Origin of the sequence: Streptomyces sp. NPDC098781, assembly GCF_044759995.1 — a bacterium.
Taxonomy (GTDB): domain Bacteria; phylum Actinomycetota; class Actinomycetes; order Streptomycetales; family Streptomycetaceae; genus Streptomyces.
The window spans coordinates 82,641-109,418 of sequence record NZ_JBIWAK010000003.1 but is presented as its reverse complement, the minus strand read 5'-3'; the positions used below and the strand labels follow the sequence as shown (position 1 = coordinate 109,418).

At 68.0% G+C, this 26,778-nt stretch carries 24 protein-coding genes and 1 pseudogene; 17 read left to right on the top strand and 8 right to left on the bottom strand.

Annotated elements, in window-relative coordinates; genetic code table 11:
- Positions 1–302: 302 nt before the first annotated feature.
- Entirely contained in the window at positions 303–1,364 is a 1,062-nt protein-coding gene (locus ACIQWG_RS12400; RefSeq protein ID WP_404093799.1) for a hypothetical protein, read from the top strand.
- Positions 1,365–1,457: 93 nt separating this feature from the next.
- Here ACIQWG_RS12400 and ACIQWG_RS12395 read toward each other — a convergent pair whose 3' ends face one another.
- Positions 1,458–1,871, bottom strand: coding sequence for a transposase (locus tag ACIQWG_RS12395; protein WP_404095806.1), 414 nt, complete (start codon positions 1,869–1,871; stop codon positions 1,458–1,460).
- Positions 1,816–2,249: pseudogene (locus tag ACIQWG_RS12390) on the bottom strand (transposase). The gene ACIQWG_RS12395 and the pseudogene ACIQWG_RS12390 overlap by 56 nt, the downstream one beginning before the upstream one ends.
- Positions 2,250–2,395: 146 nt before the next feature.
- On the opposite strand from ACIQWG_RS12390, the gene ACIQWG_RS12385 reads away from it, so the two are divergent.
- The 12 genes from ACIQWG_RS12385 to ACIQWG_RS12330 all read left to right on the top strand — a co-directional run bounded on the left by ACIQWG_RS12385 (position 2,396) and on the right by ACIQWG_RS12330 (position 16,913).
- Positions 2,396–2,752 carry a hypothetical protein gene (locus ACIQWG_RS12385; protein WP_404093796.1) on the top strand — a complete coding sequence of 119 codons (357 nt, stop codon included), beginning with the start codon at positions 2,396–2,398 and terminating at the stop codon, positions 2,750–2,752.
- A gap of 431 nt (positions 2,753–3,183) precedes the next feature.
- A complete protein-coding gene (locus tag ACIQWG_RS12380) occupies positions 3,184–4,455 on the top strand; it encodes an MFS transporter (RefSeq protein WP_404093794.1) in 1,272 nt (423 codons plus the stop codon).
- A gap of 50 nt (positions 4,456–4,505) precedes the next feature.
- Positions 4,506–5,822 carry a lysine N(6)-hydroxylase/L-ornithine N(5)-oxygenase family protein gene (locus tag ACIQWG_RS12375; protein WP_404093791.1) on the top strand — a complete coding sequence of 439 codons (1,317 nt, stop codon included), beginning with the start codon at positions 4,506–4,508 and terminating at the stop codon, positions 5,820–5,822.
- Complete coding sequence (locus ACIQWG_RS12370; RefSeq protein WP_404093788.1) at positions 5,819–6,877, top strand: NAD(P)/FAD-dependent oxidoreductase; 1,059 nt, start codon at positions 5,819–5,821, stop codon at positions 6,875–6,877. The genes ACIQWG_RS12375 and ACIQWG_RS12370 overlap by 4 nt, the downstream gene beginning before the upstream one ends.
- Entirely contained in the window at positions 6,874–8,880 is a 2,007-nt protein-coding gene (locus ACIQWG_RS12365; RefSeq protein WP_404093785.1) for a class I tRNA ligase family protein, read from the top strand. Before ACIQWG_RS12370 ends, ACIQWG_RS12365 begins: the two co-directional genes overlap by 4 nt.
- Positions 8,873–10,510 (top strand): AMP-binding protein, encoded by a 1,638-nt coding sequence (locus tag ACIQWG_RS12360; RefSeq protein WP_404093782.1) that lies wholly within the window; start codon positions 8,873–8,875, stop codon positions 10,508–10,510. The genes ACIQWG_RS12365 and ACIQWG_RS12360 overlap by 8 nt, the downstream gene beginning before the upstream one ends.
- Positions 10,507–11,112, top strand: a complete 606-nt coding sequence (locus ACIQWG_RS12355) for a GNAT family N-acetyltransferase (protein ID WP_404093779.1) — start codon at positions 10,507–10,509, stop codon at positions 11,110–11,112. Before ACIQWG_RS12360 ends, ACIQWG_RS12355 begins: the two co-directional genes overlap by 4 nt.
- Positions 11,113–11,114: 2 nt before the next feature.
- Entirely contained in the window at positions 11,115–11,858 is a 744-nt protein-coding gene (locus ACIQWG_RS12350) for an alpha/beta hydrolase (protein ID WP_404093776.1), read from the top strand.
- A 45-nt stretch (positions 11,859–11,903) separates the two neighbouring features.
- Entirely contained in the window at positions 11,904–12,854 is a 951-nt protein-coding gene (locus ACIQWG_RS12345) for a cupin-like domain-containing protein (RefSeq protein ID WP_404093773.1), read from the top strand.
- 25 nt (positions 12,855–12,879) lie between these two features.
- Positions 12,880–14,100, top strand: a complete 1,221-nt coding sequence (locus tag ACIQWG_RS12340) for an ATP-grasp domain-containing protein (RefSeq protein WP_404093770.1) — start codon at positions 12,880–12,882, stop codon at positions 14,098–14,100.
- A gap of 433 nt (positions 14,101–14,533) precedes the next feature.
- Positions 14,534–15,100, top strand: a complete 567-nt coding sequence (locus tag ACIQWG_RS12335) for a PadR family transcriptional regulator (RefSeq protein ID WP_404093767.1) — start codon at positions 14,534–14,536, stop codon at positions 15,098–15,100.
- 94 nt (positions 15,101–15,194) lie between these two features.
- Positions 15,195–16,913 carry an acyl-CoA dehydrogenase family protein gene (locus ACIQWG_RS12330; RefSeq protein WP_404093764.1) on the top strand — a complete coding sequence of 573 codons (1,719 nt, stop codon included), beginning with the start codon at positions 15,195–15,197 and terminating at the stop codon, positions 16,911–16,913.
- 140 nt (positions 16,914–17,053) lie between these two features.
- Here ACIQWG_RS12330 and ACIQWG_RS12325 read toward each other — a convergent pair whose 3' ends face one another.
- The 6 genes from ACIQWG_RS12325 to ACIQWG_RS12300 all read right to left on the bottom strand — a co-directional run bounded on the left by ACIQWG_RS12325 (position 17,054) and on the right by ACIQWG_RS12300 (position 23,321).
- Positions 17,054–19,249 (bottom strand): endonuclease, encoded by a 2,196-nt coding sequence (locus ACIQWG_RS12325; protein ID WP_404093761.1) that lies wholly within the window; start codon positions 19,247–19,249, stop codon positions 17,054–17,056.
- Positions 19,250–19,385: 136 nt separating this feature from the next.
- Positions 19,386–20,087 carry a hypothetical protein gene (locus ACIQWG_RS12320; RefSeq protein WP_404093759.1) on the bottom strand — a complete coding sequence of 234 codons (702 nt, stop codon included), beginning with the start codon at positions 20,085–20,087 and terminating at the stop codon, positions 19,386–19,388.
- Positions 20,088–20,100: 13 nt separating this feature from the next.
- On the bottom strand, positions 20,101–20,784 hold the full coding sequence (locus ACIQWG_RS12315; RefSeq protein ID WP_404093756.1) for a M23 family metallopeptidase: 684 nt from the start codon (positions 20,782–20,784) through the stop codon (positions 20,101–20,103).
- 8 nt (positions 20,785–20,792) lie between these two features.
- The gene (locus ACIQWG_RS12310; RefSeq protein ID WP_404093753.1) at positions 20,793–21,509 is read right to left on the bottom strand and encodes a peptidoglycan-binding protein; all 717 of its coding nucleotides are present in this window, start codon (positions 21,507–21,509) and stop codon (positions 20,793–20,795) included.
- Between the two features lie 193 nt (positions 21,510–21,702).
- Entirely contained in the window at positions 21,703–22,449 is a 747-nt protein-coding gene (locus tag ACIQWG_RS12305) for a BTAD domain-containing putative transcriptional regulator (protein WP_404093751.1), read from the bottom strand.
- Between the two features lie 122 nt (positions 22,450–22,571).
- On the bottom strand, positions 22,572–23,321 hold the full coding sequence (locus ACIQWG_RS12300) for a hypothetical protein (RefSeq protein ID WP_404093748.1): 750 nt from the start codon (positions 23,319–23,321) through the stop codon (positions 22,572–22,574).
- A gap of 643 nt (positions 23,322–23,964) precedes the next feature.
- Here ACIQWG_RS12300 and ACIQWG_RS12295 point away from each other — a divergent pair.
- The 4 genes from ACIQWG_RS12295 to ACIQWG_RS12280 are packed head-to-tail and all read left to right on the top strand — an operon-like array spanning position 23,965 to position 26,778.
- Complete coding sequence (locus tag ACIQWG_RS12295) at positions 23,965–24,792, top strand: hypothetical protein (protein WP_404093745.1); 828 nt, start codon at positions 23,965–23,967, stop codon at positions 24,790–24,792.
- Positions 24,793–24,840: 48 nt separating this feature from the next.
- Positions 24,841–26,157, top strand: a complete 1,317-nt coding sequence (locus ACIQWG_RS12290) for a hypothetical protein (RefSeq protein ID WP_404093742.1) — start codon at positions 24,841–24,843, stop codon at positions 26,155–26,157.
- A gap of 19 nt (positions 26,158–26,176) precedes the next feature.
- Entirely contained in the window at positions 26,177–26,578 is a 402-nt protein-coding gene (locus ACIQWG_RS12285) for a hypothetical protein (protein ID WP_404093740.1), read from the top strand.
- A gap of 20 nt (positions 26,579–26,598) precedes the next feature.
- On the top strand, positions 26,599–26,778 hold the full coding sequence (locus ACIQWG_RS12280; RefSeq protein ID WP_404093737.1) for a hypothetical protein: 180 nt from the start codon (positions 26,599–26,601) through the stop codon (positions 26,776–26,778).

The following is a 26,778-nucleotide window of genomic DNA, read 5'->3' as shown; positions in this document are numbered from 1 at the left end:
ACTGTTGACCGCGCTGCGGCGCGGGTGTTGCTGGGCACGGCCACCCACGCTCGGCCCTCGCAGTCGCCACACGCGTCACAGACAACGCGGGATTCCCCTTTACGTCCGAGGCGACCTCAAGATCTTCAAGCGACACCCCTTAGAGCTCGTAACAGGATCTTGCCGATGAGCCCTGGTCAGGCGTGACCAATGTGTTGATCCGTCCGCTCGCGTCGTGTGACGACTCGGTGCCGCCTGAACGATCGGACTGTGGTAGTGCATATCTGCACCAGTGTCAGTGGCTGCTGGCAGCATCACCTGCTATGAAGATCACGCGTACTACGCCGCCGCGTCCGCTCGACGTGACCACGCTCTTTCCCCAACTGGCCCCGCTGGCACGGACGGCGACCCGGTTGCACCCCGTTCCCGCATCCCCGTCCCTGCGTCACAGCTCGGTCGGCGGTCCGCTGTTGTGGCCCACCGATGAGCCCTGGCCGCACTGCGACGGACCGCACGAGTGGTACGGAACGGACCCGCTCATCACGCTTGCGGACTTGCGACTGCTACGCCGGATTCGCGCCGCCGCGCAGGGCCGGGACTTCACCCCGCAGGAACGGGAGACCCTTGCCCGCATCGAACCCTCGAGGACCTATCCGAGACCGAAGCCGAGCCTGCGACCGTACGACGGGTCGATAGCGCTGTTGCCGTTGGCGCAGCTCTACAAACGGGATATCCCAGACCTGCGCACCCCCGCCGGCAGGGATCTGCTCCAAGTGCTGTGGTGTCCTTTCGATCATCCTCCGAAGAGCTACATGCCCAGGACCGTGCTGGTGTGGCGAAACGCAGCCGAGGTCACCGACATCCTCACCGCACCCCCGGAACCGACCGCGGTACAGCGCGCCGACTATCTGCCCGAGCCGTGCCTGCTTCTGCCGGAGCAGGTCACCGAGTACCCCAACCCCTTGGAGCTGAGCAAAGAACTGCGGAGCATGGTCGAGGACCGGAGCAGATGGGAAGCCGCCAGTGACGTGGTGGACAGCCGGTACGCGTCGTATCCGAGCGAGTTTTACTCGACCAACCTCTCTGTCGCGCCCGGCTGGAAGGTCGGCGGCTGGGCCTCCTGGGGTCTGACCGATCCGATTGCCCAGTCCTGCCGTGCATGCGACACCGCGATAAGCCCCTTGCTGACCATCGCCACCAATGAATGGGACAGCAGTAACCACAGCTGGATCCCTCATGAGATGCAACAATCCACGGCACCCACCTGGGGAGGCGAGCCTCGCCCGAATCAGCCAGCAGCCATCCAGATCGGCCGCGGTTACAGACAACAGCTCTACGTCTGCCCAGCCTCACCCGAGCACCCTCACACTGAGCTGATGCAGTAGACGCCCCAACGGCAGCCCATCGCACGTGGTCTGGGGCTGCAGCGCGATCGTGTGACATCTTGTCCTGCCCCACCATGTGAGCTCCTGACGTGATCATGATTCGGCCTTCTTGAGGCGCCGCCAGCAGATAAGGCTGCAGCCCAACGCGACGAAGGCGTAGTGGAGTTCGAGGCGTCGTTCCCAGCGGATGGCCAGGCGTTTGAACTGGTGGAGCAGGGCAATGGTCTGGTCGACGACGTAGCGCAGCTCGCCCAGGCCCTTGATGTTCGGGGCACCGCACCCTTGCGGGAGATCACCGGCAGGATCCTGCGGCACCGCAGTTGTCGGGCGTACAGCTTTGGAGTCGTACGCCTTGTCGCCCAGGACGGACTCGGGTCGCCGGCGTGGTCGGCCGGGCCGTCCGGCTACGGGCGGGATGCCGTCGACCAGGTCGACGGCCTGGGTGATGTCGTTAACGTTCGCCGCGGTGGTGATGACATGCAGCGGGGTGCCCTTGCCGTCGCAGATTAAAAGTGCTTGCTGCCCGTCTTCCGCCGATCGACCGGCGACGGACCAGTCGCAGCTCCCCCCTTTTGGCGCGGACGTGAGAGCCGTCTACGCACGCACGCGACCAATCGAGTTCGCCGGCCGCGTTCAGCTCGGCAAGCGGGAGGCGGTGCAGTTTCTCGAAGACTCCGGCCTGTTGCCAGCGACCCAGACGCCGCCAGCAGGTCTGTCCGGAGCCGAACCCCAGCTCCAAGGGCAGAAGTTGCCAGGCGATGTCCGATGCAGGACGTACAAGATGCCCTGCAAGCACAGCCGGTCGTCCACCGGCTTCGGTCCCGGTGACCGCTCGGGCCAGGGCGGGTGCAGCGGTTCAATCCGTGCCCACAAGCCGTCGTCCACAATCCAAGGCCGCGTCGTCACACGACGTAGACGGCCAACGATCGTATCGGTCACGTCCGAGCAGGACACACCGACAAGATCTTGTTACGAGCTCCATGGGAAACGGCGAACCGGTGTCGCAAGACAGGGTAAGAGCTAGCGAGTTGTTGACCGAGCACGAGGTCGAACTGCTGACTCGTGCGCTCCTGGAATGGGGCAGCCCTGCACATTGCAGCGCTGAACTCGCCGTCGGCATGGGGTTCGCCGACGCGCAGGACCTGTTCGACCAGTGCCAAAGGCTCCGGAAGGCTCTTGGCGAAGACGCCCCGCTCGGCGCCACGGACTGGGCAAGGACACTTCTGGCCACAGAGATCGTCTTCGTTAGCGACCTCGCTGGTTCGGGCGTCGATTGGTCAACGACCACGGGGCGTGACGATGCGGAGACGACTAGGATGTTGCGGGTGATCCAGCGGAAGCTGGCCCGGACTGTCCGTCCCCACTACGGAAAGCGACCGAGCGAGTAGCCCAGAAGGCCACTCCGTCAGCTTCCACGACTCGAAGATCTCTCGACCGCTGCACTTTGCCTGTAGCCGGGTCAACGCACAAGATCCTCTTACGAGCTCTTGGGGGGGGCGCCCAGCGCATTCCGTCGACCACCGGCACGCCCTTCCGCCCTATGCGCTCCCCGCCCCCACACAGAAGTGAACGAAGAGACACTGGAGTCTCGACGGCGGCGCCGGAGTACGGGGTTACAGTCCGCAGCAATGTGTATTTGTGCTTGTGCCGGTCAACGCCGCAGGGATACAGTCGGGTCGATCACGAACTAAAGGGCTCCCGGCCCCAGCGCCGGTAGAGCGTTTAACGTGAACGGGGGATTCTGGAATGGTTGACTTCTGCTTAGATCCGAGAACCAGCGCCAACCCACGGGTGACCGATCACGGTTGGTGACAACAGCGTGATCTGGACATTCGTGGACAGGTTTGCTGTCAGTCGAAGTGGCGCCGGACTGCTGTTCGTCGGATTTATCGATGCTGCGGGAACAGGCCTTTACTTGGCCGGATCGGCGCTGTTCTTCACCAAGATCGTGGGTCTCAGTCCAGCGCAGGTCGGGTTCGGTCTGTCGTTGGCCGGGTTCCTCGGCATCTTCGGGCCGATCCCGTTCGGCAAGCTGGCCGACAGATGGAGCCCACGGCTGGTGCTCATGCTGCTGCACGCATGCTGCGCCGTGGGGTTCGCCGCCTATCTGTTCGTGGACGGCTTCCTCTCGTTCCTCTGCGTCGTCGGTCTGCTCGGCGTGGCGGAGCAGGCGGCCCGGCCCATGAGCCAGGCGCTCGTCGAGCAGGCGGTCGGCACGGAACGGCGCGCCGAGATGGCGGCCAGACTCCGCGTCGTCTACAACGTCGGCTACACCGTGGGCGCCCTGCTCGCCGCGGTCGCCCTCGAGATCGGTACGCGTACGTCGTTCCTCGCCATCATGCTCGGCGACGCGGTGTCGTTCGCCCTGTCCGCCACCCTCCTGGCCTTCCTGAGGTTCCGTCACGTCGAGCGGTCCCCGCGGACCGGCAAGCCCTCCCGCCCGCTGTTTCCGGCCATCCGTGACCGGTGGTATGCGGCGGCGGCCGGCGTCAACGCCCTGCTGATGCTGCACATGGCGCTGCTCAGCGTCGGCGTTCCGCTGTGGATCACCCTGCACACCGCCGCCCCGGACTCACTGGTGGCCATCCTCCTGGTCGTCAACACCGTGCTGGCCGTCCTGTTCCAGGTGCGCGTGGCACGCGGCACGGAGAAGGTCGCCGAAGGGGCCAGAGCCCTGAGAAGAGCCAGCGTCGTGCTCGCCCTGTGCTGCGTCTGCTTCGCCGCCGCCGGATACATGGAGTCGACGGCGGCCACCATCGCGGTTCTGACCCTGGCCATGATCCTGCTCACCGGCGGCGAGCTGTTGCAGTCCGCCGGACAGTGGAGTCTGTCCTTCGGGCTGGCGCCCACCCAGTCCCGAGTCGAATACCTCGCCACCTTCCACCTCGGATCCAGCGTCCAGGTGGCGGTGGGGCCGGTCCTGATGACGGTGGGCGTCATCGGCAACGAGACGGTCGGCTGGGCGGTGCTCGCCTCGGTGTTCCTGGCAGCGGGCCTCTGCGTGCGCCCAGTGGTGTCCAAGGCTGCGCGGCGGCCGCAACTGCGTGACGCGGCGCCGGACGAACCCGGACTGGGCGTGCCCAGTCACTAAAACGCCCCATCCACACAACGCCCCATCCAATGAATTCAAGGGGTACCCGCATGCGCAAGAACGACAGCCGTCACTACGGCTGCCTCGGCGTGGGAGTCGGGCCGGCCAATCTGAGCCTTGCCTCTCTCCTGTACGGTGACGAGACCATCGCGAGTCTTTTCCTCGAACAGAAGGAGAGCTTCACCTGGCACGATGGGCAACAATTACCCGGGACCACGCTTCAGGTCTCGATGCTCAAAGACCTGGTAAGCCTCGCGGACCCGACCAACCGGTTCTCCTTCCTTTCCTATCTGCATTCCCAGGGAAAGATCTACCATTTCATCAACGCGCAGTTCGACGCCATGCCGCGCCACGAGTACCGCAATTACCTGCGGTGGGCGAGCGAGCGCAACGAGAACATCGTCTTCAACGAAAAGGTGCTCTCCGTCGATTTCGACGACACCTTCGTCGTGGAGACCGACCGGCGGACGCTGACCGCCGACAACATCTCCGTCGGCATCGGCACCTCCCCCTGTGTTCCGGCCGTGGCACCGGCCCCGCTGTCGGACGATCAGTTCCACGTCTCGGACATCCTGGACAAGGGCCGCAACCTCGGCGGCAAGCGGGTGTGCGTGGTGGGCGGCGGCCAGTCGGGGGCGGAAGTCTTCCTGGACCTGATCTCCAGGCCGAAGGCCGAACGGCCCCGGCGGGTGTCCTGGGTCTCGCGCCGACGCAACTACTTCCCGATGGACGACTCACCGTTCGTCAACGACTTCTACATGCCGAGCTACTCGGACTACTTCGCCCAGCTGGACCGGGCGACCCGCGAGCAGTTGAACACGCAGCACGTCCTGACCAGCGACGGCATCTCCGAGGCGACCCTGCGCGAGGTGTACCAGCAGGTCTATGTGCAGAACTTCGTCGAGGGCAACCGGGACCTCGTGGCGCTGTATCCGGGCCACGAGGTCACCCGGGTCGAGCGGGGCACCGTAGGCGACTGGTCGATGGAGATGCGCAGCGGTGACCACCCGGGCACGGCCACCCGGTTCGACACCGACGTCATCGTGTGGGCGACCGGCTTCCGACCGGCCACGCCGACCTTCCTGGAGCCGCTCGCTCACCGCCTGGAGCGGGAGGGCGGCGAGTACCGGATCGACGACAGCTTCGCCGTGCGCTGGGACGGCCCGGCCACCCACCGCATCTTCGTGCACAACGCGGCACAGCAGCAGCGCGGCCTGGCGGACCGCAACCTGAGCCTGGTGGCGTGGCGCAGCCAGCGGATCGCCGACCGGATGCGCGGTGTCCGCACCGACGAACAGACCGAGTCCTTCATCGACTGGGCGCCCAAGTCCCATCCGTCCGAGTCGGCGCAGGGGGTGCGGGGATGAACGACGTGGACATCGCCGTGGTCGGCGGGGGCATCATCGGGTGTCTCGTCGCCCGGGAGATCACGGACCGCGATCCCCACTGCCGTGTGGCGCTGCTGGACCGGGACGTCGTGGCCGGCGGAGCCAGCAGGCGGTCGGCCGGGCTGCACTTCCCCCGCGGGGGGACGGAACGGGTCAGGCGCATGTCGGCCCACAGCCAGGCCGTCTACGCGCAGTTGGCGCAGGACGACCCGACGCTGCCCATCCACGCGCTCACGATGCACATGCTGACGGCCGACGCCGACCGTGTCGAGCGCACCTATCTGCCCTCAGCCGAGCCGGAACGGGTCGGACAAGTCCCCGGCGACCTGATCGCCGTACCCCAAGGAACCGGCGTCTGGACCGGGCGGGGCTGCCAGTACGCCGACGTCGGCGCACTGACCGAAGCCCTGGCGAGGCGACTGCGACGCCGACTCGCCCTCCGCGAGGCGATCCGTGTGACCGCCGTCGACGCCGGACCGTCCGGGGTGAGTCTGGGGCTGTCCACGGGAGGGGTGTTGAACGCGTCCCGGGCGGTCATCGCGCCCGGGCCGTGGATCGCGGACCCCGCATGGGAGCCGTTGGTCAAGCCGCTCGGAGCACGGGTGAAGAAGATCGTCGCCCTGCACGTCGACCAAGAGCCCGGCGAGGACGACGGCGTGACCGTGTTCGAGGACGAGGACGCGTTCCTCCTCCCGCTGCGCCATCGCGGCCACTGGCTCTACAGCTACACCTGCCAGGAATGGGACGTCGACCCCGACGGCCTCGCTCAGGGGCTCTCGGCGAAGGACCTGACGGAAGCGGTCGAGAGCCTGCGCCGGTACGCACCTTCCCTGGCCGGACGTACCACGGCCGGGCGGGTCTTCTGCGACGCCTACAGCCCCACCCGCGAACCGCTGGTGCGCACGCTCGACGACGGGGGACGCATCGTGTTCGCGGGCGCCGCCAACGGCTCCGGATACCGGCTGGCCCCCGCCATCGCCGCCGAGACCGCCGACCTTCTGCACATCCCCTCGTCACGAAGGAACGCAGCGTGAAGATCACTCACTTCGACCGCGACGACCTGTCCGCCGCGTTCGGCATCGAGATGAGCTCGGAACCGGAGTTCGGCCCCGGCGCCGGCTGGGGGAGGGTCCGGCCCGGCGGGCGCAGCGATCCGCACCAGCACGACGAGATCGAGGTCTTCGTCATCGTCCAGGGCACCGGTCACCTCGTGGTGGACGGTGAACGGATCCCTGCCTCACCCGGCACGGTCGCCCAGTTCGAGCCGTTCGAGACCCATGTGATCGAGAACTCCGGCAGCGAAGACCTCGTGTTCTTCGACCTCTACTGGCGCGATCCGCGCAGCGCGGCACAGTCCGCCTCGGCCGACGCGGCGGACCGCAGGCGGTTCGGGGAGCGCCCCGTGTTCGTCTTCTCCACTCCGCCGACCCCCAACGGCGACCTCCACCTCGGCCATCTGTCCGGCCCCTACCTGGGTGCCGACGCGTTCGTCCGCTTCCAGCGTCTGAACGGCGTCGAGGCCTGGCATCTGACCGGCAGTGACGACTACCAGAGCTATGTCGCCGAACGAGCCCGGCGCGACGGGCGTGAACCGGCCGAGACGGCCGCGCACTTCTCCGCGGAGATCGCCGCCACGCTCGCACTGATGGACATCCGGCCGGACCAGTACACCGTGACCGACGCGGATCCGTCGTACCCGGACGGCCTGCGGGCGTTCTTCTCCCGGCTGGTGGACTCCGGATCCGTGGGCCTGCGCAGCACTCCCGCGCTCTTCGACGAGGAGACCGGCGACTACCTGTACGAGGTGGACGTCTCCGGCGGCTGCCCCGCCTGCGCACAGCCCACCAGCGGCAACATCTGTGAGGAGTGCGGTCAGCCGAACCTGTGCGAGGACCTCACCGACCCGCGCACCCGACGCTCGGGACAGCGGCCGCGACGCGGCGAGATCGCCCGCTACTGTCTGCCGCTGCACGACTTCCGCGCCAGCATCACCGCCCACCACAACCTGGGCCGCGTGCCCGCGCGGCTGCGTGAACTGGCCCACCGCGTGTTCTCCGGCCCTCGCCTCGACCTGCCGCTGACGCATCCCTCCGTGTGGGGAGTGGGACCCGCGCAGAAGGACGCGGACGGTCAGGTCATCTGGGTGTGGCCGGAGATGTCGTACGGGTTCCTGCACGGCATCGAGGTGCTGGGCCGCGGCCTCGGCAGGAAATGGCGGGCCGACGCGCCGCACCAGGACTGGAAGATCGTGCACTTCTTCGGGTACGACAACAGCTTCTACCACTCCCTGCTCTACCCGGCCCTGTACAAGCTGGCCTTCCCCGGCTGGGACCCGGACATCGACTACCACGTCAACGAGTTCTATCTGCTGGAGCACCAGAAGTTCTCCACCAGCCGCAGGCACGCGGTGTGGGGCAAGGACATACTGACCGCCGACAGCGTCGACGCCGTGCGCTTCTTCCTCTCCCGCACCCGTCCCGAGGGCCGGCGCACCAACTTCGACCGCGAGTCGTACGACGCCACCCTCACGGACACCCTGATCGGCACCTGGCAGCGCTGGCTGAACGACCTGGGCGGCCGGATCGACCAGTGGTACGACGGGCAGGCGCCCGACGCCGGGATCTGGACACCCGAGCACACGGCGTTCCTCGGCCGACTCGACGTCAGGCTGGCGGCCGTGACCCGGAGCCTCGGACAGGACGGTTTCTCCCTGAACCAGGCCGCGGACGAACTGAACGGCATCGTGGAGGACGTCACCCGGCTCGTCGAACGCGAGTACGTCCTGGCGGATCTCCCCCTGTGGAAGGACCAGACACGCACCACGGTCGCCCTGGAACTCGCGGCGGCCCGGCTGCTGGCCCGGTGTTCGGCCCCCGTCATGCCCCGGTTCGCCGGCCGCCTGGCCGCGGCGCTCTCACTGACCGGACCGGAGGAGTGGCCCGACACACCGGAGTTGCTGCCCGCCGGCACCAAGGTGGCACTGAGCGACGCGGTCTTCTTCCGGGCGGCCGCAGACAGGGCGGCGGCCGATGCCTGAACCGGCGACCACACCGGACCCCGCCGAACCCGTCACCGACGTCGTCAACGCGCTGGCGAGCGGGACCTGCACCGACACGCGGCACCGCATCCACTACCGCGGTGGCGACGGTGAGGTGTGCTCCCTCACCCTGGCGGAGCTCGACGCGCGGGCCGCGAACGTGGCGCGTCATCTGCGCGCCCTCGGCGTCCGGGAGAAGGACCGCGTCGGCATCCTCGCCCCCAACAGCCTCGAATGGGTGCTGCTCGATCTCGCGGTGATCAAACTCGGCGCGGTCACGGCCGGGTTCGAACCCGGCCGCTTCGCCCCGGAACGCCTGCCGGGGGACTACGGTCTGCGGCTGCTGTTCACCGAGGAGGCGCCGGAGACCGGCGACGTGCGCACCCTCGACTCGGTGGCGACCTGGGCCGAGGACTTCTCCGCACCAACGCCACTCGCGTTCCACGGGGGTTACGACCCCGCCGACATCCTGGCCGTCAAGTTCACCTCGGGCAGCACCGGCGTGCCCAAGGGCCTCGAGGCCACGGTGGCAAGCGTGAACAGTTCCCTCCACGAGGTCCAGCGGATGTTCGCCCACGGCGACGGGGACAACCTCCTGGTCTTCCTGGGCAACTGGTTCCTCCAGCAGCGCTACTGGATCTACTCGGCGCTGGTGCACGGACACGACATCACGCTGGCCCGGATCGATGACGCCCTCGACATGGCCCAGCGCACGTCACCCACCGTCGTCATGGGCGTCCCCGGGTTCTACGAAGAGGTCAAAGCCCGCCTGGAGAAGGTGAGTCCGCCCCCCGATCCCGGCGAACGCCGCGAGCTGATCCAGGCCGAGTTCGGCGGACGGATCCGCTACCTCTGGACCGGTTCCGCGCCGGCGAGCCGGACGGTCCTGGAGTTCTTCAACGACGCCGGAGTGCCGCTCTACGAGGGCTACGGCCTCAACGAGACCTGCATCGTGGCGAAGAACCACCCCGGCGCCTTCCGCCTGGGCAGCGTCGGAAAGGTCCTCCCGAACAAGACCGTCCGGTTCGACCGAGACGGAATCCTGATCGTCGGCAGCCGGCATCCGGTCAACCACCGCTACACGTGGTGCGCACCGGGCACCAACGAGAAGATGTTCCTGCCCACCGGCGAAGTCAGGACGCACGACCTCGGCCACGTCGACGAGGACGGCTTCCTCTACATCCACGGCCGGGTCGACGACGTCCTGACCCTCGGCAGCGGCTACAACGTGCTCGCCCCGGTCGTCGAGGAAAGGCTGCGTCAGCACCCCGCCATCCAGGACTGCGTGCTGTACGGCAACGGCAGGGAGTTCCTGACCGCCGTCGTCTCCATGGCGTCGCCCGGCCTGGACGCCGCCTCGCTCAGCGCCCATGCCGCCACGGTCAACGAACGGCTGCTCACGGAGCAGCGCGTGCACGCCGTGGTCGTCGCGACGGAGCGCTTCACGATCGGGAACGGACTGCTCACCGGCCAGTTCAAGCCCGTACGGCGAGCAGTCCACCAGCGGTACGAGCGCGAACTGTCGGACATCCACCAGGGGACCCACACCCCTGCCCCGTCGGCGGACAGGCCGCTGGTGGTCGTCGCGTCCGCACCCCTGACAGCGGCAACACAAGGGAGTACGAAGTGAGCTGGCACAACCTGTCGGACACGGTGCTGTCCAACTCCAGGGTCGAACTGCGGCGCATTCGCGTCACGGACCGCGCCGAGTTCGAGCGCGTGGTCTACGACGAGGCGATCTGGCGCTACTTCGTCACGAGGATCGAGACACCGGCCGATCTCGACGCCTTCATCGAGACCGCGATCAAGGACACCCTGACCGGCACGCGCATCGTGTTCGCCATCGTCGACCGGAACAGCGGACACATCATGGGCAGCAGCGCGTACGGAAACCTGGCACCCGCGGACCGCAGACTGGAGATCGGCTGGTCCTGGGTGGCCACCGAGGCCCGCCGCACGGGCATCAACCGGGCCGCCAAACTCGCCTTGCTCGACCACGCCTTCGACGTCCTGGAGTGCGAGCGCGTCGAGTTCAAGACGGACGTGCTCAACACCGTGGCACGCACGGGCCTGGCCGCGCTGGGCGCCCAGGAGGAAGGCGTGCTGCGCAGTTTCAACTACATGCCCGGCGGCCGGCGGCGCGACGTCGTCTACTACAGCATCCTCCGCGACGAATGGCCCGCCCTGCGCAAGGAGCGGTTCGCCGCGGTCACCTCGGAGGCCGGGCGCTGACCATGTCCCTCGACAACCACGACATGCCGTCCGCCGCCACCCTGCCGCGGAGCGAGGACCTGTTCCTGGACACGGCCGGACAGCGGCTGGCGATGACCAGGATCCACGCACCTGACGGCGCCGCCCCCGACGTCGTGCACCTGCACGGCTTCGGCGCCACCGCCTCCCGGCACGGTGTCCGCTATCTGCTGGACGACCTGGCCGCGCACGGCAACTCCTCGCTGACCTTCGAGTTCTCGGGCAACGGGGACAGCACCGGCGTACTGGAGGAGGCGACCCTGCGACAACGCCGGCAGGAGTCGCTGGCGGTGGCCCGGCTGCTGGACCGCGACCGGCGGCCCGTGCTCATCGGCACCAGCATGGGCGGCCATCTCGCCGCGTGGACCGTGCCGGAACTGCGGCCGCGTGCCCTCGCCCTGTTCTGCCCCGCCGCCTACCCGGACAGCGAGGCGGACGTCGCCTTCGGCCAGGAACGTGCCCGGCCCGGCCCCTACACCGACTCACCGGCCTTCGCGGGCCTGCGCGACTTCGACGGCGACCTGCTGCTCATCGCCGGCACGCACGACCAAGTGGTGCCCGCGTCCGTCATCGACGCCTATCTCAGCCACTCCGTCAAGGCGCGGTCCCGGAAAGTGATCCGGCTCGACTGCGACCACCTCATCCACCGGTGGCTGCCCGATCGGGCGGAGCCGCGGCGCGAGGTGCTGGGGGCCCTTCGCGCGCTGGTGACCGAAAGCCTCCGTTGACCACCGACCGGCGGAACGACCGCCGCTTCACTGGGGAGGAATCCCATGCACGTTGAGCCGAACATTCTCCGGCGGCACGACCTGGACAGCCTGGCGGCCGTGGAACGCGCCTTCCACACCGGTCCGCTCTCCGAAGTGGTGGCGTCCGCCCCGCAGTTGGAACGACGCAGCGGACTGACGGTCGAGGAGTTCCAGCGCGAGTACCGGGGACCGCTGCGCCCCGTCATCCTGGAGAACCACGTCGCCGACTGGCCCTCGGTGCGGACGTGGTCCTTCGACCATCTCGCCGACCGCTGCGGCTCGGTGCGCGTCGTGGTGGACAGTTACAACACGAAGGCGGCCCGCGAGGCCACCGTCGCGGAATTCGTCCGGATGCTGAAGGAGAACCGCGGCGAGGACGCGACGCCGATCTATCTCCAGGAGTGGTACTACCAGACCACGGCGCCCGAACTGGCCGCGGACATGCCGGAGATGGAGATCGCCCAGTACGACTTCCGCCGGAACCTGTACGGCGAGGCGGCGTCCACCAACCACCAGCTGTGGCTGGGGCAGCAAGGCGGCATCACCCGGCTGCACCAGGACTCGTACACGGTCGACGTGATGCACGCGCAGATCGTGGGCGAGAAGCTCTGGTACGTCATGGGGCCCGAGGCCATCCTGCACACCGACACCGAGGAGGACTGGACCAGGCTGTGCAAGGCGCCCGAGACCCAGCTGATGCAGTGCGTGCTGAAGCCCGGTGACGTGCTGTATCTCCCGGCGAACTGGTACCACCGCATCGAGTTGCTGACCGACTCCATCGGCCTGGGCCGCAAGTGCCTGGACGAGGTGAACCTCCAGGCACACATCCGCCAGCGCATGACCGAGCTGCTCGCCCTGGCCCTCAACCCCGACGAGGTCAAGCAGACGCACCCCGAACTCTTCGACGTGGTGCTGATGCGCAGCCGCGCCTGGGCGAACCGCATGAATATCGACCTGTCCAGGCTGCGGCCCTGACGAGTCGGCGACGAGGATCGAGGCGATGATGCAGAAGCACGTGCTGCTGGTCGGTGGACCCGGCAGCGAACTGGACAAGCTTCAGCGGCTCGGCGTCCGCTACTCCATGATGCAGATCCCGGAGCGGGTGACCGAGCGGCAGTACACGAACGCGTCCCACTACGCGGTCCTGGACTACCGCGACCTGGACGAGGTCCTGGCCGTCGCACAGGCCTGGCACCGGGTGGACCCCTTCGACGCGGTGGTCTCGTTCACCGAGTACGGGCTGTACCCGGCCTCCCGCTGCGCCAGGGAACTCGGCCTGCCGGGCGACAACCTGACCGCCGTGGAACTGACCCGGGACAAGGCGAGAACGCGCGAACTGCTCGACCGGCACGGCCTCAGCCCGGTACGACACCGGCTGTGCGCCGACATCGACGAAGCCCGTCGTTTCATGGCCGACCTCGGGGGTGCTCCCATCGTGCTGAAGCCGCGCGACGGCGGACTCAGCGAAGGGGTGTTCCTGGTCGGCGGCGATGACGATCTGGTCGAACGGTGGGGATGGACGCGGTTGACCACCGATGGCCCGCTCCTCGCGGAGGAGTTCCTGTCCGGGCCCGAGTTCAGCGTCGAGTCCCTCTCGACCGGGGGCCGGCACGAGATCGTCGCGATCACGGAGAAGGTCACCACAGACCTGCCCCGATTCGTCGAGACCGGGCACCACGTACCCGCCCGGCTGAACCCCGCGTCCGCCACGGCGATCGAGGAACTCGTCACCCGTTTCCTCGCACTCATCGAGCAGAAGGACGGCCCGGTCCACACAGAGCTCCGGCTCACGGACTCCGGGCCGAGGCTCATCGAGGCCCAGACCCGCGTCGGCGGCGACCAGATCTGGGAGCTGTGCGAACTGGTGACCGGAGTCGACCTGATGACGGAAACCTTCACCACGCTGCTCGGCCTGCCCCGGCCCCGGCGCACACCTGCCGCCGGTGCCGCCGCGATCCGCTTCTTCTCCTACGAGGATGCGCGCGTCGTCGCCGTCGACGGCCTAGACCGAGCTCGGAACGCGCCCGGCGTGCACCGCCTCCACTGCACGCTCGAAGCCGGGCAGGAACTGGGCGGACTTACGTCCTCCACCGCCCGCCAGGGCTACGTCCTGTGCACCGGCGCCGACACGTCCGAGGCGATGGGCAACGCGGAGCGGGCCCACGACCTCGTCGAGGTCAGGACGGAGCAGCTCTCGGGGGCGCCGGCGCCGGTGCGCTGATCGCCTCTCTCTGCACCCCCGGGCTCACCGTCGGGCGTTTCTGCACGTCCGCCTGTGCCGGGATGGCCGCCGTCGCCCCGTCCCGTCGGAGGATCGCGTCCAGGTCGCCGAGGAGGCGGGGCGCCGGTGGGTCCCGGGGTGGCGGGGTCGCGGAGTTGCCGGGCTGTCGGTGAGGTCGGTGCGGGCCGGGGGCGTCGGGTGGCGCGTTGCGCTGGCAGGCCGCTTGGGTGAGGGCGGTGAATCGGTGCCGGCGGCGCAGATGCAGGGCGAGTCGGACGAGGTGATCTGATGCCGAAGCACGGCCGCGCCAAGACGGTCCGCTTCGCGACACTCGCCGCCCGCTGCGCGGTACTCAAGTGCCCGCCGCGTGACCCCTGTCTCACCCGACCGGCGCCCCTTGGCTATGCAACGAGTTGCATAAGAAGATCGAGGCATGGCGCTCGAGCACGCGATCCTCGTCTCCCTGCTGGAAAAGCCGGGCACCGGCTATGAGCTGGCCCGGCGGTTCGACCGGTCCATCGGATACTTCTGGACCGCCACGCACCAGCAGATCTACCGCGTGCTCAAGCGCATGGAGAGCGACGGCCTCCTCACCGTCCGCGGGTTGCAGCAGCAGAGCCGGCCGGACAAGAAGGAGTACTCCGTCGTCGGCCCCGGCCGCGCGGCCCTCTCCCAGTGGCTGCACGAACCGATCGAACCCGAGAGCATCCGGCACGAGCTCGCCGTGAAGATCCGCGGCGCGGCCTTCGACGACCCGTCCGCGCTGATTCGCGAGGTCGAACGGCACCGCCAGGTGCACAGCGACCGCCTCGCGCACTACCTCGCCGGAGAGCTGCGTGACTTCACCGGTCCGACGGCCCCCACCCCGCTCGATGCCGGTCAGGAACTCCAGCATGTCGTGCTGCGCGGCGGCATCGCCTACGAGGGGATGACGATCGCCTGGCTGGATGACGTACTCGCCACCCTGCACCGCCTCGGAACACCACACCCGCACCCCTGAGCCGCGGGCCCCGGCCGCCCGCGCTCCACGCGGCCCGCGCTCCGCGACGTTCTTTCCGACACCCTCACCCTCAACCAACGGAAGGCGGACCTCCATGGCCGACTCCCTCCTCTTCAACCCGCGCACGTACGACCCGGCGCAGTTCGACCCGGAGACCCGCAGGCTGCTGCGTGCCACCGTCGACTGGTTCGAGGACCGCGGCAAGCGCAGGCTCATCGAGGACTACCGCACCCGCACCTGGCTGGGCGACTTTCTCGCCTTCGCCGCCAAGGAGGGGCTGTTCGCCACCTTCCTGACACCGGCGTCCGCCGCCGGCCGCAAGGACCAGCGCTGGGACACGGCCCGCATCGCCGCCCTCAACGAGATCTTCGGCTTCTACGGCCTCGACTACTGGTACGCGTGGCAGGTGACCATCCTCGGTCTCGGACCGGTCTGGCAGAGCGACAACAGCGCGGCCCGCACTCGGGCGGCGGAACTCCTCGCAGAGGGTGAGGTGTTCGCATTCGGCCTCTCCGAGAAGAGTCACGGCGCCGACATCTACTCCACCGACATGCTGCTCACGCCGGACGGTAGCGGTGGCTTCAGCGCGACGGGTTCCAAGTACTACATCGGCAACGGCAACGCCGCCGGGCTCGTCTCGGTCTTCGGCCGACGCACCGACATCGAGGGCCCCGACGGCTACGTCTTCTTCGCCGCCGACAGCCGCCACTCGGCGTACCACCTCGTGAAGAACGTCGTCGACTCCTCCAAGTACGTCAGCGAATTCCGCCTCGCGGACTACCCGGTGGGCCCGGACGACATCCTGCACACGGGCCGCGCCGCCTTTGACGCCGCCCTCAACACCGTCAACGTCGGCAAGTTCAACCTCTGCACCGCCTCGATCGGCATCTGCGAGCATGCGATGTACGAGGCGATCACCCACGCGCACAACCGCGTCCTGTACGGCCGCCCCGTCACCGCCTTCCCGCACGTGCGCCGCGAGCTCGCCGACGCGTACGTCCGCCTCGTCGGCATGAAGCTGTTCAGCGACCGAGCCGTCGACTACTTCCGCTCCGCCTCACCGGACGACCGTCGTTACCTGCTCTTCAACCCGATGACGAAGATGAAGGTGACCACGGAGGGCGAGAAGGTCATCGACCTGATGTGGGACGTGATCGCCGCCAAGGGCTTCGAGAAGGACACCTACTTCGCCCAGGCCGCCGTTGAGATCCGAGGGCTGCCCAAGCTCGAGGGCACGGTCCACGTCAACCTGGCGCTGATCCTCAAGTTCATGCGCAACCACCTCCTGAACCCGGCCGAGTTCGCGCCGGTACCGACCCGTCTCGACGCGGCCGACGACACCTTCCTCTTCGAGCAGGGACCGGCCCGAGGACTCGCCTCCGTACGCTTCCACGACTGGCGCCCCGCCTACGACGCGTACGCAGCCGTCGCCAACGTCGCCCGCTTCCGGGAGCAGGCCGACGCCCTGTGCGAGTTCGTCACCACCGCGGCCCCCGACGAGGAGCAGAGCCGTGACCTCGATCTTCTCCTCGCCGTCGGCCAGTTGTTTGCTCTGGTGGTACACGGCCAGCTGATCCTGGAGCAGGCCCGCCTGACCGACCTCGACGAGGACGTGCTCGACGAACTCTTCTCCGTCCTTGTCCGCGACTTCTCCGCCTTCGCCGTCGAACTGCACGGCAAGGACTCCGCCACTACGGCTCAGCAGACCTGGGCGCTCGGCGCGGTCCGGCGTCCCGTCGTGGACGAAGCGCGTTCGGCGCGGGTCTGGGAGCGGGTCGAGGCGCTGTCCGGGGCCTACGAGATGGCGCTCTGACACTGCGCCCGGGGGACGCCGACAGACGTGACGGTCATGCGCCCCCGGGGCCGGTGATGTCTGCCTTGTGGCCTCCGCGCGACCTGCTGCGCGGAGGCCACGACGGTCGGCGCTGCCTAACGTCGACAGGTACGCAGGCTCTACGGCCAGACACCGGAGAAGTCGATCTCGCGGGCCCACTCGGGATGGTCTATCAACGGATTCCGATTGCCTTGGACCTCCGCGATGGCCGCATTGCGGTGCCGTTCGTACTCGGTGACCGCCTCGTTCTCGTGCCACCGCAGCAGGACGGGCAGCCGGTCCTCGGGGAACTCCCGTGCGACGTCGCCGACCTGCCCGGGATAGCGAAGCAGGAAGTACAGGGTGGCACGGGCGACCGCGCCCTTGCCCCTCTCGGGTTCGAATCCCACGCTCTCGCGCATCCCGCACTCCTCGCGGACCGCTTCCTCGAAGTCGGGGAAATCGAAGTACGGGAAGTTGCCGCGGAAGCTGTTGCAGCCGACCTCACAGGTGAACAGATGATGCAGGTCGCCTCGCATCGGCTCCCTCTTCTCGAACCACGACTGCGGCACCACATGCTCACAGTTGAACGGCATCGACGCCTCCAGCGTGTCGAACTCCTCCTCGAACTCGGCCGGCCCCGCTGTGCTCTCCAGCAGCAGGAGTTCCTGCACGTGAGCAAGCCGGGCCTGAGTCACGGCTGCGTCGGCCCGTATGAGCTCCTCGGCTGAGAAGTCCTTGCCCGAGTAGATGCTGCGCAGTCGCCCGTCCTCACGCAGGTCGACCCACGGATAGACCAGCCTCATCGGCTTGTACCTCGGCTGGGGTTCGTGACTGTCCGCCAGCAGCGTTGTCAGCGCGCGGCGCAGTGCGTCACCGGTTTCGGCGCGGATGTCCGCGTAGTACGCCTCGCGTTCGGCCGCGTCCGCGACGCGGTCGTAGTAGGGACGCTCCCGAGCGACTCGATGGTTGGTGAGGGCCGCGTCGACGTCCTTCTCGACCGCCGACACGACGTCCGAACGCCCGGCCGGGGGCTGCGGTGCGACCTGTGGGAGCGGCGCGGGAGGTGCCGGCGGGGCCAGGACGGCGGCCGACGAGAACGAGGGGGAGTCGAAGCCGATGCTGATCCGCAGGGGCAGCAGGAACTGGGCCGCGCTGCTCGCCTCCTGAGCCCTTGTCCGTGCCGGGGAGCCATTGGGCCGCGCCAGGGTGGACTCGCCGTCGAAGGGGGCCGGCGGCGGGGCGCTCGGCACGAGGGGCGGGGTGAGTCCAACGGTGAACACCTCGTCCCGCAGCCTTGCCGTGTCTCCGGTCAGGGGTACCTCGTGCAAGGCCCCCAGCACGCGGCTGATCCGTACCCCTTCGTTGGCCTGCCAGGCCAACTGCTGCTCGCCCATCTCGGGTTGCCACACCACGCCGTCGACACTCAGCGGCCGGCCCTCGGCATCGGTCTTCGGAACGGCCGAGTGGTGCAGGGCGACGACCTCCCACTGGTCATTGAAGACCGGAGAGCCCGAAGAACCCTCACGGGTGTCGCACTCGTAGTGCAGGAACCGCTCCAGGACGTCGACGATCTGATTGTCGCGCAGCGCGATCTGCTTCGGCTCGCCCCTCGGGTGCTGAATGATGTTGACGAACTCCCCGATAAGGATCTTCCCTTGTGCCTCGCTGAGGGTCAGCCGGCCGAACGACGACAGTGCCTCTCCCTGTGCGCCGCGCGGGGCCACAGCGACGAGGCTGTAGTCGAGTGCCCGGTCGGTCACGAAGAACCGTAGTGGCTCCAGCTCGAACACCGCGGGGACGAGCGGGCTGCCGTCGACGCCGTCCTGGAACGCGAAGGCGACCTTGCTGCGACGTGCCTCTTCCGTGCCGCGCAGCACGTGGTTGTTGGTGAGCAGCAGGGAGGGGGAGACCATGAATCCGGTCCCGTGCCCGCCCCCGGGGCCGGTGATGGTGATCCGGCCGACCGAGCGCGAGGCCTGGACGCCCTCCTCCAGGAACGTGACCGGCGTGAGGTTGTTGCGCCCGATCAGACGCTCAAGCCCCAGCGCGCCACTGGTGAAGGTCTCGGGGGGCAGTTGCAGGGTGCTGCCCGCACTGGCGGCCGGTTCCGTCTGCGCCCGCTCGATCGCCCGCGCCATGGCCCAGTCCGCACCCAGGCGCGCCAGCCGCTTCTCGACCCGCTCGGGGGTGTCCGCGTACAGCACGCCACGCGAGTCCAGAACGGACTGGTTCTCCTCACGCCGTTCGGTGCGGTTCGCATAACGGGCTGCGGCCATGGTCAGTTGTGACAGATAGTCCGACTCTCGTTCGGAAGCGAGTTCCGCCGTGGCCATGATTCGCCTCCAGGCTTTTCGTGATGGTGATCGTGATGGTGGCGGTGGTGTCGGAGACACGTGTTTCCGGGGAAGACCGACCCGTCCTGCGCATTTCCGCGCGCTTCGAACCTTCCGGCTCTCCGACGCGTTTCGCTCAGCTCAGGCGCTCCGGCGGCAGCCGTCCGCCCACCGGCAGCAGGTCGATGAAATTGTGTTCAGCCGCGGGCGCGTACCGTACGAGGCCCGTGTTGTCGGGGCCGGGGACCGTCACCTGCGACGCTGCCTGGCGAGCGACGTCCTCCAGGGTCTCGGCCACTGTTCCGTGCCAGTAGCCCCTGTCACGCAACGGGTCGCCCGTCGGCTCCTCCGGGGACGGCGAGGGGGAGAGGCTGACCGGCAGGTACAGCTGCCGGACGCCTTTGTCCGCGCAGGCCTTCGCGAGCAGCCGACCGGTGAGACCGTCGCCGCCCCTCTCGCCAGGAGCGAACTGTTCCAGCATGACCAACAGCGTCTCTTCGCCGACGCACGGCCAGGCTTGAGGCAGGGAGAAGGGCATCTCCTCCGGTTCGCCGCTGTCCCGCGGCCCGTACCGGCCGTCGGCCTCGCTCTTGGGCTCGGGGCGCACCTGGCCGTCGAAGTAGGCCCAGCGCCAGCCCTCGGTTCGCCCGTCGGCATGGCCGGCCAGAGCACCCTGTGTCCAGGCATCCGCGTACTCGGTGTCGCGCACGAGCGGAGTCCTGGGCACGTTCGGTGGCGAGCTGATGGCCTTGTCGTAGCCGTCCTGCCAGCCCTCGACACCGATCGGCACGAACACGCCGGGATCGGTCGGCACCGTATGCGGATTGTGCTGAGTCATCACCGATCTCCCTTCACCAATTGGGTTTGGCGACATTGCCGTAGGACCAGGTGGAGCTCCTCGACATCTCGAAGTGCAGATGCGGGCCTGAGGAGTTGCCCGTACTGCCGACCAGCCCGAGCTGCTTTCCGGCGCTGACCTTCTGACCGGTCCTCACCTGCCGTCGTGAGAGATGGCAGTAGGTGTACATGTGGCCGTTGTCCGCACGCAGCCCGATCCATTGCCCGTACGCTCCGCCGTCTTTGTTCGACCACGCGATGGTGCCGTTGCGCACGGCGACCACCGGTGTGCCGGGATCGGCGGCGAAGTCCTGACCTGTGTGGCGGCCGATCCCGTCCGGCTCCGGTTTCCAGGCATACCGACCGCGCGCGTAGAAGCCGAAGGTCACCCTGTGTCCGGGCACGGGCGACGGGACCCGCTTCCGGGGATGAGGAGCAGCGGGCGCGCCCTTGCAGTTGACCTTGAAGCGGGCGTGACGCCCGAGGGTGGTCAGGGAGGCACAGCCGGGATTGCCGTCGGCGTCGGCCCCTTTGAAGCCTTGGGCGAGTTGCTCGGCGCGGTAGGCGGCTTTGGTCTGGGTGCCGAAGAGGCCGGTGGGTCCGTCGGGAATCTTGCGGCCGCGGGCTATGAGCGCCTTCTGTACGGTGCGTACGTCCGCGTTCCGTTTCCCGAACTGGACGTTGGACAGGGCCACCATGACGGCTCCTAGTACGGGTGGGGAGGTCGGTGCGGATCGGCCTGCTGGACGCGGGCGGCGAAATTCGATCCGGACTTGTTCACGTGGTAGCGGGCGCGTACGTAGTTGACCGTGGCGCACATGTCCGCGACCACGTCATACGGAGTGGTCGCCGTATCCGCCTGATGATGGGTGGCGAACGTGGGAGGAATGCACTGCGTGGCGCCTCGGGAACAGTTCCGCGGATGGCCGTCGGACATGATGGGGCCGTGCGCGTTCACATCCGTTCGGTTCACCCGGAACTTCGGATGATTCGACGCGGACTCACGTTTGGCGATGGTGGCCAGAGCCGGAACTCCGAACCTCGGGTCCATTCCCGTCAGCACACACGCCTTTTCGGCGTATCGCCGCATGGCCGTCTCGCCGGAGTCGTCGTTGGGATCGAAGTAGGTCACCTTGGCAAGGGCCAGTTTGCCGTTCGCGGTGGCCGGGGCTCCTGCGCAGTTGACTTTGAAGCCGGCGTGGCGGCCGAGGGTGGTGAGTGACGTACAGCCGGGATTGCCGTCGGCGTCGGCCCCTTTGAAGCCTTGGGCGAGTTGCTCGGCGCGGTAGGCGGCTTTGGTCTGGGTGCCGAAGAGGCCGGTGGGTCCGTCGGGGATCTTGCGGCCTCGGGCCATGAGGGCTCTCTGTACGGTGCGTACGTCCTCGTTCCGTTTGCCGAACTGGACACTGGACAGGGCCACCATGGGAATTCGCCTTCTCTCGTCATGCCCTGCGGGGTCAGGGGCCGCATCCAAGCGTTGGCGCGGAGAGGCAGAGCGAGGGTGCCGGGCGCGTCGACCCGGTGGGTCCGGACACAAACCCGTCGTCCTCCCGTCCGCGCCGAAGCTGGTCAATTCGACGCTACGGAACCGCCGTCAGCCCCGCGTCACCCTGGCGTCATCCCGCCCGTCGGGGTGGGAGCATGCGGGCGAACGCGGGAGAGGGCTCGACGCCCAACTCGTCGTGCAACAGGCATCGAAACGCGTGATAGTGACGCAGAGCTTCCGCGAGATTGTCCTCGGCGAGATGGGCCGAGACGACCGCTCGGTGGGCGCTTTCGCGGAGGGGCTCGCTGCGGACGCTCGCCCATGCGGCCTCCAGCGCCAGCGCAGGCTTCCCCTGCCGGGTCAAGGACTCGGCGAGCGCGTCGAGCGCATGCAGGCGCAACTGACGCAGGCGCTCACGTTCCAGAAGCACCCAGTCCTCGTCCCAGCCCGGCAGCAGGTCCTCGCCCGACAGCATGGTCAGCGTCGGGCCGCCCTTGAGCGGAGGCTCGCACTCCTGTATGAGATCGAGTGCCGTTTCGGCGAGGGCGTGCACGTCCACAGACAGGCCCGCCGCGGGCAGCAGGTAGTCGCCGCAGCAGCGCATCAGCGGCGGGTCGCCGCGGGGCAGTTTCCACAGGGTGGTGCGCAGGCTGCCTCGGGCGTGCTCCTCGGAAACCTCCGGCCACAGGCTTCCGGCCAGGACGGTGCGCGACACCCGGCCTCGGAGCCCCACGAACGCCATCAGCCTCTGGCCGTTGCGGCACAACTCGACAGCCTCGGATCCGCATTCGAGGCGGAACGGGCCGAGCAGGCGCAACTGAGGGGGAGACACCAATGTGATCGCCTGGCGTGCGGGCGCGCTACGGCGCGGAATCATGCCGTGCACTTCGAGGGACGGACGCGTGCCCCGAAGAAGCACGCAGTTATCAGTTTCAGGCGTTTGAACACGTGGTGCAACCTGGCAAAGGTCGAGGCCCAGGCCTGCTTGGCTGTGGGCCTCTACGCGTGGACCTGGACCAAGGCGGCCAGGACGCGGCGGGTCTTGTTCTCGGGGTTCTCGGAAAGCGTCACGCCCCGCTCCCGCACCGCGTCACTCAGCTTTCGCTGCTTGCGCTCGGCCCGCGTTTCGAGCTCCTCGGCGTTGTCCTCGTCCTTGGGCTTCACCCGGATCGACGCCTCCAAGAAGTCCAGACCGGCCACCGACCATGCCTCCAGGTCCACGTCCAGGCCGTCGAGCGGAACGTCGTCGAACTTCGTCGAGCGAACCGGGCCCAGCGCGACCAGCCCATCGAGCCGAAGAGAGGGAGTGCAGGCGTGCAGGAACTGGTCCTGCACGGCGTCGATCGCCGCCGAGGGATCGCCACCGGGTGCCACCGCGCCGGACAGCACTCCGGGGGCGTGACCGTGCACCAGAGAGGCGGCCAGCACGCGTCCGTTGCTGGACCAGTCCTCCTCGATCTTGTACGTGAACGGCTGCGCCTCGAACGGATCGGAGAAGCGGCCGACGAGCTGCTCCCGGCGGCATGGCCGCAACTTGACGGTCAGGTCGTCCGGTCCGCCACCAGTCCTGAAACGCAGGATCGCGCCGCCGTCCAGGAGGGGCACCCGCCCCTCGGCGATGCCCTCCCGGTCCTCCGCGAACCAGATACGACGCACGGTCATCGCACGACCGGCTGTGCCGAGGGCCGACAGCGCCGCTGCCACGTTGCCCTCGACGTTCACCTTTATCTCGATCGGCAACAAGTCCATGGCGTTGCTCCCGCCTGCTCCCGGGATGCCGTGGCGACCGATTCGGTTCGAACGCGTCGGGCCGTCGCCGACAACCCCCGAAGTGCGACGCTCCAAATGGTGGATCTCATCCGGGACGTGCCGGCTGCCCGACGGTGCTCGGCATCCGTCCTGTTCCGAGGCTATCCACACCACGCTCGAGTCGCAGTCCGGGCGCCGACCGCCCGGATTGGCCCCGCCGCCGATCCGTGTCGAGATGACCGGCCGGTGTCCCTGACGAGTGGTCAAGGCCCCGGACCCGGTGACGTCGGCCTCGATCACAAAGGCTTCGGCAGTGGACGTGCAAGTCGTAGTCGGGCTGTTGCGCAGAGTGATGGAGTGCGCAGAGTGTGGTTGAACGCGAGACCGAAGGGGAGGCGGAGGGGCCCTGCACGGCCCAGTCCTGATGCGACGTCAGCCGAAGCCGAGATGCGGTCGTCACCCCCGCGGCCTACGCTTCAAGAGGCGGCAGTCATATGTCAACAGCACCTCTGGCCATTTCGTCCGAGAGGGCTGCCGGCAACGCCGCACTCGACGACTCCGCGTCGGCCGACCGGCCGGGGAGCGTCCCCTTCACCAGTTCTCCGCTCCCGTTGCGGCCTGCTTGACACGTCGGAAGCAAGACATGAATGGATTCGCCGACCGGCTCATGATCCGGTATCAGGATCCGGTCAAACTCGACGAGCTTCTGGTGCCCCTCGACGATGCCGGTATGACCCGGATCAAGACCCTGCTGGCCGCGGTCTACGAACCGGGGGTTCTGGAGGTCCGGTCAACGGGGGCGCCCTTGGTGACGGCGCGTCATTTCCAGGTCCCCGTCACGGTGCCGCTCACGGTCCGGGGCAGTTGGGAGAAGGTTCTGCCCGCGGCCGAACGGGCCCGGACCGATTTCGAGATCCCGTCGACGACGCCTGCGCACTGGATCGACCTGGCTCTGGACATGTTTGTGCCGACGCAGGTGGCACCGACATCCGGCGCGCTCGAAGCGATCGGCTCCGAGACGGTGGCCCGGCTGACCGAGGACGACTTCGTGGCAAAGTTCGGCCGGACGGGACTCGACGAACTGCTGCGCCTGACCGGCGCTGCCGACTTCCGGGAGCTCCAAGCCAACTCGGCACGCCTGTACGAGTTGCGCTACGCCGATCCGCCGCCGTTCGACCCGGCCGCGCCGGCTCGCCGCTTCCGGCTACGAGTCTCGGTGCTGTTCTTCGCGGACTTCGATCTTGCGGCCGCACTGCGCAGGTTGGTCAGCAGCAGGCACGCGGTGGAGCAGGTGAGCGCTCGGCCCGACGCGTACGACGGGGGCGAACTGCTCGCCGCCAGTGCCTGGCTCGCGGTGTTCCCCGCACCGCCCCGGACGCCGGACCCGGCTTCGGTGACCGAGGAGCAGGTATCCGACGTCCTGGCCGCCGAGGGCTTCGTAGCCGCGTTCGAAGACCTGACCGCCCAGTGAGGCCAGGCGGCGCGGACAGAAAGACACAACTCACGTGAGGAGCGGTCGATGCCGGTCAAGTACATCACCGTCGAACCCAGGAGCGATCTGTTCGCTCCTGCCACGAGAGCCTTCGGCGACATCGCCGTCGTGGGCAAGGGCGGCATCGGTACCGACAAGTCGCCCGCCAGGGACTTCTCATCGCCCGACGAGGCGGCGAAGGCGTATCCCGGCGGCACCACCAAGCTTGCGGTGAAGGCCGAAGTGGGCAAGAACACGATCGTCGTCCCGCTCGCAGTGTCGAGCGTGCCCGCGGGCACGGTGCTGCGCATCGGGGCGGAGGCGGACGAGGAGGAGCGCACGGTCACGAAGGCTGCCGCTGCGGCGGCACCCCCCAACACCTCCGAACTCACCCTGGACCAGGCGTTGAAGAGGGACCACGAGGCTCAGGCATCGGTGCGCCAGCGAGGTACCGAGCTGGAACGAGCCATCGGCATCGCGTTCCGGCAGTCGCCGCCACCCACCAAAGTGTGGGGCGTCCAAGTGGACTTCGATACGCCGCAGTGGGCGGAGGCGTTTCGCGACGAGGTGGCGAAGCTGGATGTCCAGATCGTGGCCCTGGCCAACACCCCGCTCAACGACGGCAACAAATCGGCGGTGGAAGAACTGGCGAAGCACGTGGCCGGGCCTCAGGGGGACGGGAAGGAACGGATCGGAGTGGCGATGCTCGACCGCTCACTCACCGCGGAGCAGGCGGTCCGGCTGAACCAGCAACCCGTGAAGAACGAGCGGATGTTCCTGGTGGCCCACAAGTCCGACGACGATGTGGCGGCAGCTGCCGCCGGGGTCATCGCCGGGCAGCGGCCGCACATCTCGATGCTGCTGAAACCGATCAGTGTCTCGATGCCCGACACCTTCTCCGAGTCCGACATCGACAAGTTCATGGACGGCCGGATCAACTGGATCACCAGGCCGGTGCTGGTCCCAGGCGGCGCGCTGTACTTGGGTGAGGGCCTCACCGCCGACAGCAGCGGCAACAAGGCCTACATCGACACGGTCCGCACGCTGGACGACGTCAACTTCCGGATCAAGGCATCCCTGATCCAGGGCATCGGGAACCTGCGGGTCAGCCGGGTCGGGCTGCGCTCCGTCCAGACACTGGTCGAATCGGTCCTGTCGCCCCTGGTGCTCCAGGAGGTCATCGAGGACTTCAGTGTGGTCATTCCGCTGCTCACGCTCTTCGACCGGGACGAGTCGACGCTGACTCCCGCCGAGCGCCAACAGATCAAGGAAGCCCGCGGCAGCCGGGTCGTGCCCATGAGCGTGGTCGTCGTCTACGCGGGTGCCATTCACCGGCTGACCATCGGCCTCGTCTTCACCGGGTGAACAAGGGAGCTGACAGATCATGCCCGGAGCCAAGTGGGACACCCGACTGGCGGTGACGCGGGACGGAGAGCCGGTCACGCCCATCGACTCGTTCAACCCCACCTTCAACGTCCCGGTCCAGCCGCTGCACTCGCTCGAAGCGGACAACGTCGCCTACGTGGTCCAGCCGAAGGCCTTCACGTTCACGATGGCCGTCAAGGCGATCGGGCCACCGGTCGCGACCCTCACCGACATGGCGTTGCAACACACCAAGTTCGCCATCAGTGTCCAGCAACAGACCGGCGACGACTGGTCGTTCCAGTCCATCGCCTTCACCGACTGCTACATCACCTCGGCCGCCAGCACCGTAGTGGTCGACGGCGTGCCCACCACCACCTTCAGCTGCATCTGCCTGCAGACCACTGCCAGTCGTAACTCCTAGCGCGGCGCGCGGAGGCCGTCATGTCGATCCCCGACGAGGAACCTGTCCCAGCTCCCCAGGACCCCGACACCCTCGTGGCGGAGTCCCAGGTCGACTACTACTTCCCGGTCGAGGTGGTCCTGGTCGGGGACAGCACGCAGGAGATGAAGGACGACATCGTCCAGGACGTCTGGAACGCGCTCTACCGCGCGCTGGGCTGA